Genomic DNA, 15,730 nt, shown 5'->3' on the forward strand with positions numbered 1-15,730 from the left:
CTCAGTCCTTTACTTTCTTTAATTCCAGTTCTAGCTGGTATATTTCGTCTTTTATTTTTATATAATCATTCATAGCATTCACAGCTGTCAATACAGCAAGCTTACTTGTATCTAAATAAGGATTCTTGGAGTTGATCTCACGCATCTTATCATCCACCATCGAAGCAACTAATCGAATATGGCCTGAACTCTCCTCACCCACGATTGTATATTGCTGTCCATATATATCAACTGTTATCCTATTTTTATTTTCACTCGACAAGCTGATGCCTCCAATCTGAAAAATCCTAATTTCTATCATATCATGAAGTTTTCTGTCATGAAAGCAAGAAAGGCGGAAGATGCCTGATTATCGGTGACAAGCAAATGGCGAGCAAGCTGATGGGAGTGCCCTTCTCCCCAACAGCTTGATTGACTTTTGACCTCGAGCCGATGGCACCTGGAGCCGGACAAATAGAAAAGCGGAGGCACGCGAAAGAGATCGTAGGTCTTAACAAACAAAATACACAATGATCTTATATATATAAAAATATAAAGAATTGGAGTCTTTACTTATGTCGAATGTTGTATTAACACTTTCCACCGCTCAAATGAACAAAATGAAGGGACATTACCAAACTTCCCTATCTGATAAAACACCGCCAGGAAGTATTTTTATGGCTAAACCGGCGCAGTGTACGGTGACTGCCTATAAGTCGGGGAAAGTCCTATTCCAAGGTGCATCCGCAGAAGTTGAAGCAAAGAAATGGTCTAGCGACGCAAAAGCTGCGACTCCTGCTGCTAAAAAAAAGACTTCTGTCACCCTGCATCGTTATTCACCACCTGCTCATATCAGTACCATGTCTATAATCGGCTCTGATGAAGTTGGCACTGGCGACTACTTCGGGCCAATTACGGTCGTCGCTGTTTATGCAAAAAAAGAGCAGCTAACTCTATTAAAAGAATTAGGCGTTCAAGATTCGAAAAATCTAAAAGATCCGCAAATCATTGACATTGCCAAGCAGATTAAAGATGTTGTGCCATTTTCCCTGCTCACATGTGACAATCCGAAGTACAATGCCTTGCAAGCTCGCGGTATGTCACAAGGAAAAATGAAAGCTTTACTGCACAACCAAGCGATTAAGCATGTCATTAATAAGATTTCACCCGAACAGGCAGAAGCTGTTTTCATTGACCAATTTGCCCAACCCGATGTGTTTTTTAACTATTTAAAGGGACAAGAACTGTTTCAAGCGGAAAATACTTATTTGAGCACGAAAGCAGAAGGCATTCACCTTAGTGTTGCAGCAGCTTCCATTTTAGCACGCTATGCATTTGTGAAGCATTTTGACAAATTGAGTGAAAAAGCTGGATTCAAAATTCCCAAAGGCGCAGGCCACGCAGTAGATGAAGCAGCAGCACGGCTTATTCATGAAAAAGGGATTGATGCGTTGAATGAATTTACGAAGGTTCATTTTGCTAATACGGAAAAAGCAAAGGCATTGTATCGGAAGAAATATTAATAGAGGGTAGTTCCCAGCTTTTAGGGCTGGGCCTTTTATTTTTGAGATTTTACTCACTAACACTTGAGATAGTAACCAATTCATACTGTTTTTTATTCAGCTTTTACTGTAACCATGAAGTTTGATAAAAAAGCAAATAGAAAAAGCTTGTTTTGAAAAAAGATGGATCAAAACAAGCTTTTAATTAAATTGGATCATTCTCTACCTGTGTTGTTGAACAATTGCACCCTTTTCTGGAATAACTACTAAATATGACCTCTGTTTTAAAATCAATTAATTCTTTTCAACTAACAGCCCGTTAACATAATAAAAGTTTATCTATTTTTTAATCCATTCTTCTGCCAAAACCCCATAAACAACGTGATCAACATAATGGTCATATAGCCATTCTGCTTGTCTAATAGATCCTTCATTTACAAAGTTCAATTTTTCGGGAATACTTCTACTTTTCTTATTATCAACCGCAGCCCTAATCTCAACTTTATTAAGGTTTAACTCAGTAAAAGCATAATCAGTCAATGCTTTCGCCACCTTGGTCATAATTCCATTTCCTTGGTATTCTTCGCCAAGCCAATAACCGATATATGCTGTTTTGTTTGACCAATTTATGCTATTGTAACCTGCAACTCCAACAATTGTCCCTTTAAATAAAATAACTGTATTCAAGCTCTTATTTTCAGCGAAACCCTTTAAAGTTATTTTGATAAACTCTATTGTTTCTTCAAGTTTTGTTGTAGTATTTAGCCAAGGAAGCCATTCTCTAAGATATTCTCTTGAATTATTTGTTAATTCAAAGACCTTTTCCCCATCTCTTATATCCATTAGTTTTAAAGATAAGTCCTCATCAATTTTATGTACAAACATAATATACCTCCAATTGGTTTATTATGAATTTTAACATACTTCTCCTAAAGGAGATTATGTTATTTAGTTCAGTGAGCGTTACTCAATTAAATGCCCTTTTGCGGAGTAACATACTTGAGTTTTACAACATCGACCAGAACAAAAAAAGTGGAAATTAATACAGATTTTTAATCAAACTTGATTATACATCATCGAACTATATTCATAATCCACATTTACTTTTACTCACTACTTTGCTACTTTTACTAATCAACTTTGGGTAATTAGTTACACACAACTCCTTCCTTAAAACAACAAAGCAGCCTTCATTCGGAAGGCTGCTTTGTTTACAATTATCCTCTTAATTCAGCGCCAGCTTTTTCTTTCACCGCTGCTAATACTTTTTCATGTGCTTTCGTCACATCTTCGTCAGTTAGCGTGCGCTCTGGGTCGAAATATTTCAACGAGTACGCAAGAGATTTCTTACCTGGTTCCATGCGTTCGCCTTCATATAAATCAAAGACACTTACTTCTTTAAGAAGTTTTCCGCCTGCTTCTGCAATGATTTTTTGGATATCGCCCGCAACGGTTGTTGCATCTACAACAAGAGCAATATCACGTGTAATCGATGGGAAACGTGGAATTGCTCTGTATTGGATCGGTTCAACAGCCGCTTCAGCCATTGCTTTGAAAGATAGTTCAAAAACATACGTTTCTTTCAAATCAAGCTCTTTTTGGACAGTTGGATGAACTTGACCGATGAAGCCAATTACATCGCCATTCAGCAAGACTTCTGCCGTACGTCCCGGGTGCATGCCTTCTTTTTTAGATTGCTGGTAATCGATTTGCTCTGTCAATCCTAGTGTATCGAATAATGCTTCAAGCACGCCTTTTGCTACGTAAAAATCAACTGATTTTTTCTCGCCTTGCCATGGGTTTGATTCCCATAGACCTGTTATCGCGCCAGCTACATGTTCGCGTTCTTCAGGAAGTTGTTCTCCATCTTGTTTCAAGAAGACAGAGCCGATTTCATAAAGAGCTAGTGAATCAAGCTGACGGGCATTATTGTATTTCACGACTTCCAATAGTTGAGGAACAATGCTTAGACGAAGCTGGCTACGTTCCTCACTCATCGGCATCGCCAATGCAACAGACCCACGAACGTCCAATGCATATTGAGTCGCTTTATTCTTGCTTGTTAATGAGTAGGTGATCGCTTGATAAAGCCCAGCACCTTCAAGCGTACGGCGTGCTTTGCGGCGTTTTTGCTGATAATCAGTCAAATGGCCTGGTGTAACCGTTCCAGTTGGCAGTGTTGTTGGGATATTATCATAGCCATACATACGAGCTGCTTCCTCAACTAAATCGGCTTCGATCGTAATATCACCGCGACGGGTCGGTACAATTACGGTAAATGTCTCATTATCTACTGAAACTCCGAATTGCAAACGAGTGAAGATCGACTCGACTTCAGAAACCGTCATGCTTGTTCCGAGCAATTTATTAATTTTTTCAAGAGTAATTGAAATGACAGTTGGTTCGATTGTCAGTGTATCGACTTCAACAGACCCTTCTAACACAGTGCCACCAGCATATTGGCTGATTAACTGTGCAGCACGTTCTCCCGCTTCTCGAACGCGATTCGGGTCAACGCCTTTTTCGAAACGAGCGCTTGATTCACTGCGTAACGCATGGTCTTTTGATGCTTTACGGACAACGGTTCCAGCAAAATAAGCCGCTTCAATGATGACTGTTGTTGTATCGTCCTGCACCTCAGAATTCGCTCCACCCATTACACCAGCAATCGCAACTGGCTCTGTTCCGTTTGTAATGACAAGATGATCGCTTGCAAGTTCACGTTCTACATCATCTAATGTCGTAATTTTTTCAGCAGCATGCGCTTTACGAATGACTAATTCTTTTGAACCTAGACGATCATAATCAAATGCATGGAGTGGTTGTCCGTATTCAAGTAGAATATAATTCGTGATATCGACGACATTGTTATGTGGACGAATGCCCGCTGCCATCAAGCGTGTTTGCATCCATAGTGGTGATGGTGCAATTTTCACATCTTTAATGACTTTCGCAACGTATAATGGATTATCTTCAGATGCTTCCACTTTTACTTGAATGAAATCTGTTGCTTTTTCAGCGCTTGCTTCTTTGGTGATTTCCGGCCATTTTACTTCACGACCTAAGATGGCACCTACTTCATAAGCAACACCAAGCATGCTCAAACAGTCCGAACGATTCGGTGTCAAACCTAATTCAAGTACTTCATCGTCAAGTCCTAAAACACTAAGCGCATCTTGACCGACTTCTACATCATTCGGGAAGACGAAAATTCCTGTGGCATAATCTTTTGCAATCAATCTTGATTCAATGCCAAGCTCTTGAAGTGAACAAATCATGCCGTTCGATTCTTCACCGCGTAATTTCGCTTTCTTAATTTTGAAATTGCCTGGAAGCACAGCCCCAACCGTTGCGACTGCCACTTTTTGTCCTTTATCAACATTCGGCGCACCGCAGATGATTTGAACCGGGCTTTCACCACCAACATCGACTAAACATTTATTTAGTTTATCGGCATTTGGGTGCTGTTCACGTTCTAGTACGTGGCCAATGACTACCCCTTTAAGACCTTCACTTTTCTTTTCTACTCCTTCAACCTCGATGCCGCTTTTGGTAATCTTATCTGAAAGCGTTGTTGCTGTCACGCCAGAAAGATCGACATAATCCTGTAGCCATTTATATGAAACAAACATGGATAGCTCCTCCTTTTAAAATAATTTAAGATTCGTGGCGATTAAATTGCGTTAAGAAACGGGCATCATTTGTATAGAAGTGACGAATATCGTCTACACCGTATTTCAACATCGCAATACGCTCTACACCAATCCCGAACGCAAACCCAGAATATTTCTTCGAGTCGAATCCTGCCATTTCCAAAACATTTGGATGAACGATTCCACCACCGAGTACTTCGATCCAGCCTGTTCCTTTACAAACGCTGCAACCTTTTCCGCCGCAAATTTTACAAGAAATATCAATTTCAACCGATGGCTCTGTAAATGGGAAGAAGCTTGGACGCAGACGAATTTCCCGTTCTTTGCCGAATACTTGCTTCGCAAACACTTCAAGCGTTCCTTTTAAATCACTCATTGAGATGTTTTCGTCAATCACTAGTCCTTCAATTTGCATGAATTGATGCGAGTGAGTCGCATCATCATTATCACGACGATATACTTTACCCGGACAGATAATTTTTACTGGCCCTTGCCCTTTATGCTTTTCCATTGTTCTTGCTTGAACTGGAGATGTATGAGTTCGCATCAATGTTTCTTCTGTAATATAGAAAGAATCTTGCATATCACGCGCTGGATGGCTCTTTGGTAAATTCAACGCTTCAAAGTTGTAGAAGTCTGTTTCAACTTCCGGACCTTCCGCAACCGTGTAGCCCATTCCGATGAATAAGTCTTCCACTTCTTCAATGACACGCGTCAACGGATGATGATTCCCTTTATTAACCGGACGTCCCGGTAATGTTACATCAATTTTTTCAACAGCAAGTTTGGCATTGACAGCTGCCTCTTCAAGCACTTTTTGCTTTTCTTCAATTTTTGAGGCAATCTCTTCACGGACAACATTCACTAACGCTCCCATTTTCGGGCGCTCTTCAGCGGAAAGCTTGCCCATTCCACGTAATACTTCCGTGATTGGTCCTTTTTTTCCTAAATATGCGACACGAATATCATTCAATTCTTTTAATTCGGAAGCTTGGGCAACCTTTTGCAACGCTTCTGCTTGCAGTTCTTGTAAACGTTCCTGCATCATGTCTCCTCCTTTATTGTTTAAAATTAAACACAAAAAAACCCCATCCCTAGAAAGGGACGAGGTTTATGTATCGCGGTACCACCCTTATTAGCGCCCAATAAATAAGCACTCACTTCATAGCAGATAACGGCTTTTTGCCGGTGCAGCTTTCAACAGGTTTATCTGTATCCCGATGCCGACTCAAGAGGTGAATTCACATCATCATAATCATAAAAATGCTTGCAGTCTAAGGCATTTTCTTCCTGAATGAATGATACGATGCTACTCTTCTCTGTCATAGTCTTTTTCATTATGAAATTTAGCTTTAATTATAATATAAAACAACCCGAGATTCAAATTCAAATTTATTCTACAACTTTTCGATCCGGAATCCGAGTTTGCGCGCCGGACTTGCCTCTGATCGCGAGTTTCAACTCGAATTGCGGCCGGCCAGTCACCTTGAATCACGCCAGCTTCTCATCAGTTAGTGCCGGAACCCTATTTCCGTAAGTGATACATCAAGATCCCCGCTGCGATCCCCACGTTCAACGATTCGCTTTTCCCGAAAATCGGAATGTAGAGATTTTGCGTCGTTTGTGCTAGCAATTTTTTGTCAACACCTTGTCCTTCATTGCCTACAAGCAGAGCAAATGTTTCCGACTTTTCTACTTGATCATAGGAAACTGCTTTTTCTAAGGCAGTGCCATAGACCGGAATATTCTGTTCCTTCAATGCACCGATGATTTCTGTTAGGTTTCCTTTGAGGACAGGCATATGAAAAATACTTCCTTGAGTCGAGCGAATCACTTTAGGATTATAAGCGTCCACACAGCCTTCCCCAAGAATAACCGCATCAATCCCTGCTGCGTCAGCTGTTCGAATCATCGTCCCAATATTACCTGGATCTTGCACAGCATCGATTAACAGCACTTTTTTCGGTGAAAGGTCTTCGAAACGGATCCTTTTTTGATCACAGATGGCGGCAATTCCTTGTGGTGTTTCTGTATCGGAAATCGCATGCAACACTTCACTTGTCACATACGTAACTTCTGTTCCTTCTAATTTAAATTTCCCAGGAATAACAGCTTCAATGCTGACAATCACTTCACGAACAATATCGCCTTCTTTTAGTGCTTCTTCAACAAGATGAAACCCTTCGATCAGGTATGTACCTGTTAGTTCACGCTCTTTTTTCGTTAATAATTTCTTCCATTGCTTTACTTTTTGATTTTTGACGGACTCAATATATTTCAAGGTAAACGCTCCTTCATTTTTCACTAGATCTTATTATAACTCATTTCGCCCTTTGCTACATATTTTGAGTTGATTTGTTTCATACTAAAGAAGTGGACAATTATGGTGATGGGAGGGTTCAATATGAACTTGAATTTAAGAAATGCAATTATTCACAACGTAGCAGGGAATACACAGGATCAGTTAGAAGATACGATCGTCGACGCCATTCAAAATGGGGAAGAAAAAATGCTACCTGGACTTGGTGTGTTGTTTGAAATCATTTGGCAACATGCATCAGAGGAAGAGAAAACCGAAATGCTGCAATCTTTAGAAACTGGTTTAAAAAAGCAATAGCCGTTACTTGGCTATTGCTTTTCTTTCGCTTATAAATGATCGGTATTAATCCGATTCTGAAAATATTCATCTTTCATGATTGGGTTATCATCCTCATCCAATTGCACATTTCCGGCTTCTTTTATCTCCGTTTCGAGGTTTTTTTGAACCGTTGACGCTGTCCTTTTTTTCTTGACCATTATTCTTCCTCCTTCAAATAGATGAAATTTGAAAGTGTCTTATAATTATCTATTCCCGAAACATCATTCTTTAAACATATCAGCCGTTTTCAAATTGTGGACAGACAACTTATTAATCAATTTCGGGTCGTACGCTAAACAACAAAAAACAGGAAGCCCGAAGGCACCTGCTTTGTTCAGCATCAAATCTTAGCCAAAGGTAATCGCATCAACCGTTTTGCGATCCAGCTTTTTAATGACTTCTACAATTAATTTAACCGCGTTTTCATAATCGTCACGGTGGAGCATCGCCGCATGTGAATGGATGTAGCGAGTCGCAATCGTAATCGCAAGCGCTGGAACACCATTTGCCGTTACATGAATCGATCCCGCATCTGTTCCGCCTCCAGGCATTGATTCATATTGATATGGAATCTTCATTTCATCAGCCGTATCTGTTACAAGATCACGAAGTCCTTTATGAGAAACCATACTTGCATCATAAAGGACGATTTGCGGTCCTTCCCCCATTTTACTTAGCGCTTCTTTATCCGTAATTCCAGGCGTGTCCCCAGCAATCCCGACATCAACCGCAAAGCCGATGTCTGGCTGAATTTTAAACGTGGATGTTTTGGCACCGCGTAAGCCGACTTCTTCTTGAACCGCTCCAATCCCGTAAACAATATTTGGGTGTTCGGTTTCTTTTAATTGCTTTAAGACATCAATGGCAATCGCACAGCCAATTCGGTTATCCCAAGCTTTGGCAAGGAGCATCTTCTCATTATTCATCACAGTAAATTCGAAATACGGCACGACCATATCTCCGGGTCTTACTCCCCATTCCTCTGCTTCTTCCTTGCTTGATGCGCCGATATCAATGAACATATCTTTAATATCTACAGGTTTTTTTCTTGCTTCAGGACTTAAAATATGTGGTGGTTTTGAACCTATTACTCCAGTCACATCGCCTTTTCTTGTCACGATTGTTACACGCTGGGCGAGCATGACCTGTGACCACCAGCCACCAACTGTTTGGAAGCGTAGAAAGCCTTTTGAATCGACTTGGGTGATCATGAAGCCCACTTCATCTAAGTGGCCAGTTACAATGATTTCTGGCCCACCTTCTTGGCCTGTTTTCTTCGCAATCAAGCTACCTAGATGATCTGTCGTCACTTCATCAGCAAAAGGGGCGATGTATTCTTTCATGATTTGACGGACTTCCCCTTCATTGCCAGCAATTCCTCTTGCATCCGTTAAACTTTTTAGCATCGTTAACGTTTCATCTAAATGAGTCATTGTTATTCCTCCTTATGTATGGACACTATTCTTTATTATAGTACATCACCATTCATTTCACGCATTAATACCCTTGTTTCTGCCGATCATAATTGATTTGATTTTTCTCGACATACGCCTGTTCCACGTCTTCTCCAGAAAAACCAAGCATATTCCCGAGAACGAGATAATCTGCAAACATGGTCTCATAGTTTTCCTGAGATTGTTCCATGCTAAATGATTGAATAGAAGCATATATGTTCAGAAATTGAGCCGTTACATCATTCTCTTTACTAGATTGCCCTACTTTCACGTCAACGCTCGTTATCGGCAAATTACAGCCAATGCCAAGCGAAAGGATAAAGTGAACGCCATCTACATATTCAGCTAAAATGAGTTTTTGTTCCGATGGACCCTTTAGGCTCCAAAACTTGAAGCAACGTGTTTCATTTGCTAATTCACCCAACTCAACGAATAAAGCAAGGATTTTTTTATCAATTAGGTCTTCTGCATGGAGATTGTGCTTTTCTTGTATATGCCGATCAAGTGATTTTTGCATCTCAAATAGTTTTGTGATATTCATGATTCGTTCCAACTTTCATAAGTGGTTTGATTGAAGGTCATGGGGCGGGGCTTCGTGACTTATTAATATAGCTAATATTCTTTATAGGTTAGCTTATAATATTTAGTAAGTACACCAAAATCCAGCTCCGCACCGCCACCATTGTAATTAGGTGAGCTTCGCGTGCTACATGATGATCCTTCAGGGGCAAATGTGGCGTTGTAACGCCATACAGATTTTGTATGGTTTTACTATAGCATATTCCCTGAACGAGATACCTTTTTTATTATGAAACAAAACGAAAGATATGCGAAGCGTTACGAACTACGGAGGTTTCTGCTGCCATTATACAACTTCAAGGACTTTCTAAGCTTGTGTAAAAAAGTGTATAACTATCTGTCATTATATTGTATAGTTAATGCTTGATTACTAATAAAGTGAAACTTCCACCAGTGGGGATTTTCCTCATCCCCCACTGGTGGTTAGTCCCGTTCTACTGTCGCTAAGATCTTCGCTAACGCTTCGATCAATCGACAGTACGAACCCGATTGGTTCAACTAAACCTTTGAAGATCACAAAGGTAAGTTTCACTGTATCTCACCAATTGGACCTTTACGGGCAGTTTGATCCCCACCTATCTTCTTTTGCATGCTCAGAATCTTGATGTGGGGGTCTTACTGTCCATTAAGCGTGGGACAAAAGTGGGCAAAACTAGCCAATGACTTTAAACTAAAGGCTACAACAATATGGAGTGATTATATGAGTAAAGCTAAAGGTGGAACAGGAAGAGGTACTGACAAGAAGGGCTGGAATCGTTGGAAAGCTGGTGCCAACAAAGCCAAGAGTGCCAAACCTTATAGTAGTAAAGGTGGTAAAAAGTCGGTTTCAGCAAAAGACCAATAATAAAAGTGAATAGCAACTGCTGATCTGACAGATGACGTTCTATACGATTACAAAAAAAGACCTAGTATGGTCTTTTTTCGTTTAAAGCAGATTATACTGTTTTCGAATCATTTCCATCACATTGTTCAAAATCTCTAGATCTTGCTGATTCTTCATTAAGAGTATCCCGCCTTCAATCATGGCAACGATGGCTTGAGCACTTTTTTTACAATCTGTTGTCGAATCTAATTGATTTTCTTTGATCATTTCCGCCAATGCAGCTTCTACCTCAGACACCCACTTGTCGAAAAACTCTTTAATTTTCATTCGAAATGTTTCATCGTGCTCGCTCATCTCAATCGCTAAATTACCAACAGCACAGCCAAATTTACCTTTCGTTTCAGTATGAGAGGCAAGATTCCAATCAAGCATTTTGTTTAATCTTGCCTTCGCTTTTTCCTTTGAATGAAGGATTTCATTTATCAACTGTTGATCTAGATCTTGAATTACGTCTTCTACAACAGCTAGTCCAAGATCATATTTCGATGAAAAATAATGATAAAATTGCCCTTTGCCAATCGAAGCTGCTTTGAGAATATCAGAAATTGAAGTGGCTTGGTATCCTTTAGAATGAATAATCCCTCTTGCGATCGTAATAATTTCTTGCTTTTTAGACATATATTCACACCTTTTTCGTTGTTTAATCTTAGATGATGTACTTCACTATTTAATTCAATAATTTATTCCCCATAGCTTTGAATTAAATTGGCGATATGGGCATACGCTCCGCCTGCAAGTAAAGCTGAAGTAACGAGCACTGCTTCTGATAATTCCTCTTTAGTGGCGCCAAGTTTTTCCGCATTTTTAGCATGAACATCAATACAATATGGACATTGTGTCGCATGTGCAACAGCTACAGCAATGATTTCTTTGAATTTGGCACTTAACTTACCTTCTTTCATTGCTGTTGCACTAAATTTAGAGTACGCTTTAAAACCTTCAGGAGCTCCTTTTTGCAATTGACCGAGCTTTTTAAGGTTAGACCGATTATATAATGAATCACTGGCTTCTTGACTTAGAGCATTATCGATATGTGTGCTATGCGTTACTGCTCCTCCAGCCTCAATACCAGATACGACAAATACAGCTTCAACTAGTTCTTCAAGTGTCACACCTACAGCTTTGGCTTTTTTGGTATGGCTATCGATACAATACGGGCATTCTGTGACATGTGCAATCGCCACTGCGATGATTTCCTTTTCCTTAATTGACAGCGCACCTTCTTGAAAGACCGTACTGTTAAATTCAGAAAAGGCCTGTAATTGTTCAGGAGCTAAATCTTTTACTTGATTTAAGTTTCTTAAATTTTCTTTTTGATAAAAATTCATGCTCAACATCCTCCCTATTTGTGCACAGTAATTTATACCTACCATTTGGTACAACTTTAGTGTAACATGGTTAGCGATCTACCACAAACAATTTTATCCATTTTTTAAACGAGTAAACTTTAATCGAAATTAGTGAAACTTTTTTCTTGTCCATACGTAAATAAGGGAAAATGTATGAGGAGGAATCTCCATGGTATTGTTCATTCGCCTGCTTTTGTTCGCTTTGATTATTTTTCTCATTTATACTGTGATTAAATATATCGTCAGTCCAAAGCGGAAATTGGAGCTCGCACAGGAACATAGTAAGTTTTTCTTTCTAGATGATCCGAACAACATCCAAAAAAACTTTGTTGTGACGTATAAAGGAGTTCTATTTGAAGGTGAAAAATATCTCGGGACAACTGTACAAGCCTTTGAAGTCATTTCAATTTTCATCTGGCCAAGAAATACGAGCTTGTTAAAAGGAATGGAACGCAAGGATTTTCAATTTATTGAATCAGAGGTAAAAAAAAGGTACCCACAGGCCATTATTGACTGGAAAAGTCCGATTAAGGAATTTTTGGAATAGAAGAGATGGTAATTCGAGGATCAAGTGAAACTTCAAACAGTGGGGGTTTCTTCATCCCCCCTGATTGTTAGTCCCTTACGAGATAAAGATAAATACCTGTACAACGAAAAAAAGGAAATATGCTTCTCACTCATATTTCAGCTTGGCAAATTAAGTTGCCATGAAACACCGAACTTATCGACAATCCAACCAAACTTTTTACTAAAAGAATAATCATCTAATGGCATTAAAACGCCACCGCCCTCGGTTAAACTTTCATAAAGTCGGTCAATCTCCTCTTCTGAATCACATGTGATATACATTGAAATTGAAGGAGTAAACGTAAATTCATGTGAAACAACACTATCAATACACATAAATTCTTGCCCTTTTATCGTAAACGTAGCGTGCATGACACTGCCTTCTTTCCCCGCTTCATTTGCACCATAGCGAGAAATACTCGTTATTTCAGACTGCTTAAACAAAGTCGTATAGTAATTCATCGCTTCTTCTGCAGTTCCTTCGAACATTAAAAACGGCGTAACCTTTTCCATAATGAACAACTCCTTATTTTTAGATATTTTAATATCAAGTTTACTTTACTACAGAGCGCAAAAAAATAAGCGTTGGGAGTCCCAAAGCTCATTTTCCGAAGTATTATTGTACATTCAAGAAAGACATCTAACCGAATCCGTCACTTCATCTTTAGTTTCCTACTTGAAAAAATTCCTGCCATTTAATCACTGTTTGTTTTTCTCTCATTAAATAGACTAATAACGTGAATGAACATAGGATAAGGACAATGAGTGTCGGACTAAATGCACGGATATAATGACCGAACACTGTATAGAAGAAGGCGAGTGGGATATTGGTTGTAAAGGAGGCTGAAGCATATGCTCTCCATCCCTTTTTCAATTCCATTAAGCAAAGAGACAGCATATGATAATGGACAAAAGGGATCAGACGAAGCACAGTGATTTGTTTGACATTGAGTTTTCGGTGCCCAAACAGTTTATTTTTCATTTTAAACAAGCGCGCCGTCAATTTTGGAACTTTGCGACTTACTCCGTAAAAGACAAGACTAGATAACGTGAGACCAATGATCGAATAAATCGTCCCGGCAAGTGGACCAAATAATAACCCGCCCGTCATACAAACGACTGCAACGGGAATAAATAATACCTGCCTTGCCACATGAAATAGAATAAAGATCACTGGCGCAAATATTGTCCCTGACTGAATAATACTCACGAGCATAACGAGTTCTTGATTCATAATGGGAATCCCCTCTCTGCTGCTTCGTCCTGCTCTTACAAGCATATACGTTTCCCCTACCACATATGACAATTTATGTATTCCAATCTGTTTAGTGTAAACTCCTCAGTTTCACATACCTTTAGACAGCAGCAAAAATCAATGGCTTTATTTTAAGAACCAGTAAGCTACCATCACCACTTGAACAATCATTAAAATTGGAAATCCCCGTTTAAAAGAAACATGCTTCGTTTTATGGCGGTAATGTTTCATCCCTACATAACCGCCTGTTGCGCCTCCAAAGAAAGCTAACAGCCACAATGTTTGTTCACTGATACGATACTCACGGTTGCGAGCTTTTTTCTTGTCATGTCCCATTGTAATATATGTTGCCACATTGATTGCCAACAAATAAATGATAAGTGCAGTTTCCATTTCTTGCTCCCCTCCCCTAAAACAAAAGCCACTCTCGAAGTCCGAGAATGGCTGTTTTAGATCAATTTGATCTTATTTGTCTAAATGTTGTTTTGCAGCGTCTGCAAATTGAGCAAATGCTTTATCGTCAGCAACTGCTAAGTCAGCAAGCATTTTGCGGTTTACTTCGATACCAGCAAGCTTTAGACCGTGCATTAAACGGCTATAAGAAAGACCGTTGATGCGTGCAGCAGCGTTGATACGTGTAATCCATAATCTACGGAAATCACGTTTTTTGTTACGACGGTCACGGAAAGCATAGTTTCCTGACTTCATAACTTGTTGGTTAGCTACTTTATATAAAGTATGTTTAGAACCATAGTAACCTTTAGCTAATTTTAATACCTTTTTACGACGCTTGCGAGTAACAGTACCGCCTTTTACACGTGGCATGTTATTTCCCTCCTATTTAACTCGATAAATCGAACTTATTTAATATTGTCTAGCATATGACGAATACGTTTGAAGTCACCTTTGCTTACAAGACCAGCTTTACGTAGTTTACGTTTAGCTTTAGTGGATTTGTTAGCAAATAAATGGCTTGTGTAAGCGTGTGAACGCTTAAGTTTACCGGATCCAGTTTTCTTGAAACGCTTTGCAGATCCGCGGTGAGTTTTCATTTTAGGCATAAGGTATTCCTCCTCATTACAGTTACTTTTCGATTTTTGGTGCTAAAACTAAGAACATGCTTCGTCCGTCCATTTTCGGATGCGATTCAATTGTCGCAACTTCTTTGCAAGCTGCAGAAAAACGATCCAATACACGTTGTCCAATTTCCTTATGGGTAATTGCGCGTCCTTTAAAACGGATAGAGGCTTTTACTTTATCGCCTTTTTCAAGGAATTTAATTGCATTGCGAAGCTTTGTGTTAAAATCATGTTCATCAATTGTTGGGCTCAAACGAACCTCTTTCAAGCTGATGACTTTTTGATTTTTACGTGCGTCTTTTTCTTTCTTTTGTTGCTCGAAGCGGTGTTTTCCGTAGTCCATAATCCGGGCTACCGGAGGCTTTGCATTCGCAGCAACTATAACTAAATCAAGATTTACACGAGCGGCAATTTCCATCGCTTCGAATTTTGTTTTAATTCCAAGTTGCTCTCCGTTTTGGTCGATAAGTCGAACTTCACGGGCGCGGATGCCCTCATTTACCATCGCGTCTTTACTAATAGTTAGCCACCTCCAAGGATATTTAGCGAATACAATCGTTTGGGCTAAAAGAAAGAATACACACGTTTAGGTTATCCTTTCGCTCCATGATTTGTATTTGCATTATTAAACAAACAAAAAAGTGCGGATGCAATTACACCCACACTGATAGACTAAGTAGAATAAATCCAAATAATCAAATCATGACCTACCGACAGCATACTGCGTCAATTAGGTGAGAAGCGGGTGCTTCTTCTTTTACTCAAAACCTTGTATTCAATTTACCTTAGAAA

20 protein-coding genes and 2 other annotated features are annotated in these 15,730 nt (G+C 39.5%); of the genes, 4 read left to right on the top strand and 16 right to left on the bottom strand.

What is annotated here, in order from left to right:
- Position 1: 1 nt before the first annotated feature.
- Entirely contained in the window at positions 2 to 262 is a 261-nt protein-coding gene (zapA, locus tag AC1MGI_RS20050) for a cell division protein ZapA (RefSeq protein WP_062176962.1), read from the bottom strand.
- Positions 263 to 554: 292 nt separating this feature from the next.
- Here zapA and rnhC point away from each other — a divergent pair, with 292 nt between their 5' ends.
- On the top strand, positions 555 to 1,502 hold the full coding sequence (gene rnhC, locus AC1MGI_RS20055; RefSeq protein ID WP_480347320.1) for a ribonuclease HIII: 948 nt from the start codon (positions 555 to 557) through the stop codon (positions 1,500 to 1,502).
- Positions 1,503 to 1,820: 318 nt separating this feature from the next.
- On the opposite strand, the gene AC1MGI_RS20060 is transcribed toward rnhC, so the two are convergent.
- The 4 genes from AC1MGI_RS20060 to AC1MGI_RS20075 all read right to left on the bottom strand — a co-directional run bounded on the left by AC1MGI_RS20060 (position 1,821) and on the right by AC1MGI_RS20075 (position 7,415).
- Positions 1,821 to 2,366, bottom strand: coding sequence for a GNAT family N-acetyltransferase (locus AC1MGI_RS20060; RefSeq protein WP_480347322.1), 546 nt, complete (start codon positions 2,364 to 2,366; stop codon positions 1,821 to 1,823).
- A gap of 332 nt (positions 2,367 to 2,698) precedes the next feature.
- Positions 2,699 to 5,113: a phenylalanine--tRNA ligase subunit beta gene (gene pheT / locus AC1MGI_RS20065; RefSeq protein WP_480347324.1), complete on the bottom strand. Its 2,415-nt coding sequence runs from the start codon at positions 5,111 to 5,113 to the stop codon at positions 2,699 to 2,701.
- Between the two features lie 25 nt (positions 5,114 to 5,138).
- On the bottom strand, positions 5,139 to 6,179 hold the full coding sequence (gene pheS / locus AC1MGI_RS20070) for a phenylalanine--tRNA ligase subunit alpha (RefSeq protein ID WP_480349889.1): 1,041 nt from the start codon (positions 6,177 to 6,179) through the stop codon (positions 5,139 to 5,141).
- A 52-nt stretch (positions 6,180 to 6,231) separates the two neighbouring features.
- Positions 6,232 to 6,469 (bottom strand) — a binding site (T-box leader).
- A 190-nt stretch (positions 6,470 to 6,659) separates the two neighbouring features.
- On the bottom strand, positions 6,660 to 7,415 hold the full coding sequence (locus AC1MGI_RS20075; protein WP_480347326.1) for a TrmH family RNA methyltransferase: 756 nt from the start codon (positions 7,413 to 7,415) through the stop codon (positions 6,660 to 6,662).
- Positions 7,416 to 7,538: 123 nt separating this feature from the next.
- Here AC1MGI_RS20075 and sspI point away from each other — a divergent pair, with 123 nt between their 5' ends.
- Complete coding sequence (gene sspI, locus AC1MGI_RS20080) at positions 7,539 to 7,751, top strand: small acid-soluble spore protein SspI (RefSeq protein WP_480347327.1); 213 nt, start codon at positions 7,539 to 7,541, stop codon at positions 7,749 to 7,751.
- 29 nt (positions 7,752 to 7,780) lie between these two features.
- Here the strand turns inward: sspI and AC1MGI_RS20085 are convergent, their stop codons facing one another.
- From AC1MGI_RS20085 to AC1MGI_RS20095, 3 genes are all read right to left on the bottom strand, one after another.
- Positions 7,781 to 7,930 carry a hypothetical protein gene (locus AC1MGI_RS20085; protein WP_480347329.1) on the bottom strand — a complete coding sequence of 50 codons (150 nt, stop codon included), beginning with the start codon at positions 7,928 to 7,930 and terminating at the stop codon, positions 7,781 to 7,783.
- A gap of 189 nt (positions 7,931 to 8,119) precedes the next feature.
- Positions 8,120 to 9,205: a M42 family metallopeptidase gene (locus AC1MGI_RS20090; protein WP_480347331.1), complete on the bottom strand. Its 1,086-nt coding sequence runs from the start codon at positions 9,203 to 9,205 to the stop codon at positions 8,120 to 8,122.
- A gap of 64 nt (positions 9,206 to 9,269) precedes the next feature.
- Positions 9,270 to 9,767 carry a dUTP diphosphatase gene (locus AC1MGI_RS20095; RefSeq protein WP_480347333.1) on the bottom strand — a complete coding sequence of 166 codons (498 nt, stop codon included), beginning with the start codon at positions 9,765 to 9,767 and terminating at the stop codon, positions 9,270 to 9,272.
- A 738-nt stretch (positions 9,768 to 10,505) separates the two neighbouring features.
- Between AC1MGI_RS20095 and AC1MGI_RS20100 the strand changes: the two genes are divergently transcribed.
- The gene (locus AC1MGI_RS20100; RefSeq protein WP_400624530.1) at positions 10,506 to 10,649 is read left to right on the top strand and encodes a DUF3934 domain-containing protein; all 144 of its coding nucleotides are present in this window, start codon (positions 10,506 to 10,508) and stop codon (positions 10,647 to 10,649) included.
- Between the two features lie 81 nt (positions 10,650 to 10,730).
- Here the strand turns inward: AC1MGI_RS20100 and AC1MGI_RS20105 are convergent, their stop codons facing one another.
- Positions 10,731 to 11,306, bottom strand: coding sequence for a TetR/AcrR family transcriptional regulator (locus AC1MGI_RS20105; protein ID WP_480347335.1), 576 nt, complete (start codon positions 11,304 to 11,306; stop codon positions 10,731 to 10,733).
- A 62-nt stretch (positions 11,307 to 11,368) separates the two neighbouring features.
- Positions 11,369 to 12,016 (bottom strand): carboxymuconolactone decarboxylase family protein, encoded by a 648-nt coding sequence (locus AC1MGI_RS20110; protein ID WP_062176931.1) that lies wholly within the window; start codon positions 12,014 to 12,016, stop codon positions 11,369 to 11,371.
- A 190-nt stretch (positions 12,017 to 12,206) separates the two neighbouring features.
- Between AC1MGI_RS20110 and AC1MGI_RS20115 the strand changes: the two genes are divergently transcribed.
- A complete protein-coding gene (locus AC1MGI_RS20115) occupies positions 12,207 to 12,584 on the top strand; it encodes a sigma-w pathway protein ysdB (RefSeq protein WP_480347337.1) in 378 nt (125 codons plus the stop codon).
- Between the two features lie 137 nt (positions 12,585 to 12,721).
- Here the strand turns inward: AC1MGI_RS20115 and AC1MGI_RS20120 are convergent, their stop codons facing one another.
- From AC1MGI_RS20120 to infC, 6 genes are all read right to left on the bottom strand, one after another.
- On the bottom strand, positions 12,722 to 13,117 hold the full coding sequence (locus tag AC1MGI_RS20120; protein WP_480347338.1) for a VOC family protein: 396 nt from the start codon (positions 13,115 to 13,117) through the stop codon (positions 12,722 to 12,724).
- Between the two features lie 151 nt (positions 13,118 to 13,268).
- On the bottom strand, positions 13,269 to 13,883 hold the full coding sequence (locus AC1MGI_RS20125) for a TVP38/TMEM64 family protein (protein ID WP_480347340.1): 615 nt from the start codon (positions 13,881 to 13,883) through the stop codon (positions 13,269 to 13,271).
- A 102-nt stretch (positions 13,884 to 13,985) separates the two neighbouring features.
- Positions 13,986 to 14,252 (bottom strand): DUF1294 domain-containing protein, encoded by a 267-nt coding sequence (locus tag AC1MGI_RS20130; protein ID WP_480347342.1) that lies wholly within the window; start codon positions 14,250 to 14,252, stop codon positions 13,986 to 13,988.
- 72 nt (positions 14,253 to 14,324) lie between these two features.
- Positions 14,325 to 14,684 carry a 50S ribosomal protein L20 gene (gene rplT / locus AC1MGI_RS20135; RefSeq protein ID WP_480347344.1) on the bottom strand — a complete coding sequence of 120 codons (360 nt, stop codon included), beginning with the start codon at positions 14,682 to 14,684 and terminating at the stop codon, positions 14,325 to 14,327.
- 35 nt (positions 14,685 to 14,719) lie between these two features.
- Positions 14,720 to 14,920, bottom strand: a complete 201-nt coding sequence (gene rpmI, locus AC1MGI_RS20140; protein WP_049682546.1) for a 50S ribosomal protein L35 — start codon at positions 14,918 to 14,920, stop codon at positions 14,720 to 14,722.
- A gap of 22 nt (positions 14,921 to 14,942) precedes the next feature.
- Positions 14,943 to 15,443, bottom strand: coding sequence for a translation initiation factor IF-3 (gene infC / locus AC1MGI_RS20145; protein ID WP_480347346.1), 501 nt, complete (start codon positions 15,441 to 15,443; stop codon positions 14,943 to 14,945).
- A 124-nt stretch (positions 15,444 to 15,567) separates the two neighbouring features.
- Positions 15,568 to 15,701: a sequence feature (ribosomal protein L20 leader region), on the bottom strand.
- Between the last annotated feature and the right edge of the window lie 29 nt (positions 15,702 to 15,730).

The organism is Peribacillus sp. BM1 (assembly GCF_056679975.1).

What these genes read in the sequence shown, in the direction of transcription:
- rnhC (WP_480347320.1), top strand. Translation starts at nt 555, where the DNA reads ATGTCGAATGTTGTATTAACACTTTCCACCGCTCAAATGAACAAAATG.
- AC1MGI_RS20060 (WP_480347322.1), bottom strand. Translation starts at nt 2,366, where the DNA reads ATGTTTGTACATAAAATTGATGAGGACTTATCTTTAAAACTAATGGAT.
- pheT (WP_480347324.1), bottom strand. Translation starts at nt 5,113, where the DNA reads ATGTTTGTTTCATATAAATGGCTACAGGATTATGTCGATCTTTCTGGC.
- pheS (WP_480349889.1), bottom strand. Translation starts at nt 6,179, where the DNA reads ATGCAGGAACGTTTACAAGAACTGCAAGCAGAAGCGTTGCAAAAGGTT.
- sspI (WP_480347327.1), top strand. Translation starts at nt 7,539, where the DNA reads ATGAACTTGAATTTAAGAAATGCAATTATTCACAACGTAGCAGGGAAT.
- AC1MGI_RS20085 (WP_480347329.1), bottom strand. Translation starts at nt 7,930, where the DNA reads ATGGTCAAGAAAAAAAGGACAGCGTCAACGGTTCAAAAAAACCTCGAA.
- AC1MGI_RS20090 (WP_480347331.1), bottom strand. Translation starts at nt 9,205, where the DNA reads ATGACTCATTTAGATGAAACGTTAACGATGCTAAAAAGTTTAACGGAT.
- AC1MGI_RS20095 (WP_480347333.1), bottom strand. Translation starts at nt 9,767, where the DNA reads ATGAATATCACAAAACTATTTGAGATGCAAAAATCACTTGATCGGCAT.
- AC1MGI_RS20100 (WP_400624530.1), top strand. Translation starts at nt 10,506, where the DNA reads ATGAGTAAAGCTAAAGGTGGAACAGGAAGAGGTACTGACAAGAAGGGC.
- AC1MGI_RS20105 (WP_480347335.1), bottom strand. Translation starts at nt 11,306, where the DNA reads ATGTCTAAAAAGCAAGAAATTATTACGATCGCAAGAGGGATTATTCAT.
- AC1MGI_RS20110 (WP_062176931.1), bottom strand. Translation starts at nt 12,016, where the DNA reads ATGAATTTTTATCAAAAAGAAAATTTAAGAAACTTAAATCAAGTAAAA.
- AC1MGI_RS20115 (WP_480347337.1), top strand. Translation starts at nt 12,207, where the DNA reads ATGGTATTGTTCATTCGCCTGCTTTTGTTCGCTTTGATTATTTTTCTC.
- AC1MGI_RS20120 (WP_480347338.1), bottom strand. Translation starts at nt 13,117, where the DNA reads ATGGAAAAGGTTACGCCGTTTTTAATGTTCGAAGGAACTGCAGAAGAA.
- AC1MGI_RS20125 (WP_480347340.1), bottom strand. Translation starts at nt 13,883, where the DNA reads ATGCTTGTAAGAGCAGGACGAAGCAGCAGAGAGGGGATTCCCATTATG.
- AC1MGI_RS20130 (WP_480347342.1), bottom strand. Translation starts at nt 14,252, where the DNA reads ATGGAAACTGCACTTATCATTTATTTGTTGGCAATCAATGTGGCAACA.
- rplT (WP_480347344.1), bottom strand. Translation starts at nt 14,684, where the DNA reads ATGCCACGTGTAAAAGGCGGTACTGTTACTCGCAAGCGTCGTAAAAAG.
- rpmI (WP_049682546.1), bottom strand. Translation starts at nt 14,920, where the DNA reads ATGCCTAAAATGAAAACTCACCGCGGATCTGCAAAGCGTTTCAAGAAA.
- infC (WP_480347346.1), bottom strand. Translation starts at nt 15,443, where the DNA reads ATGGTAAATGAGGGCATCCGCGCCCGTGAAGTTCGACTTATCGACCAA.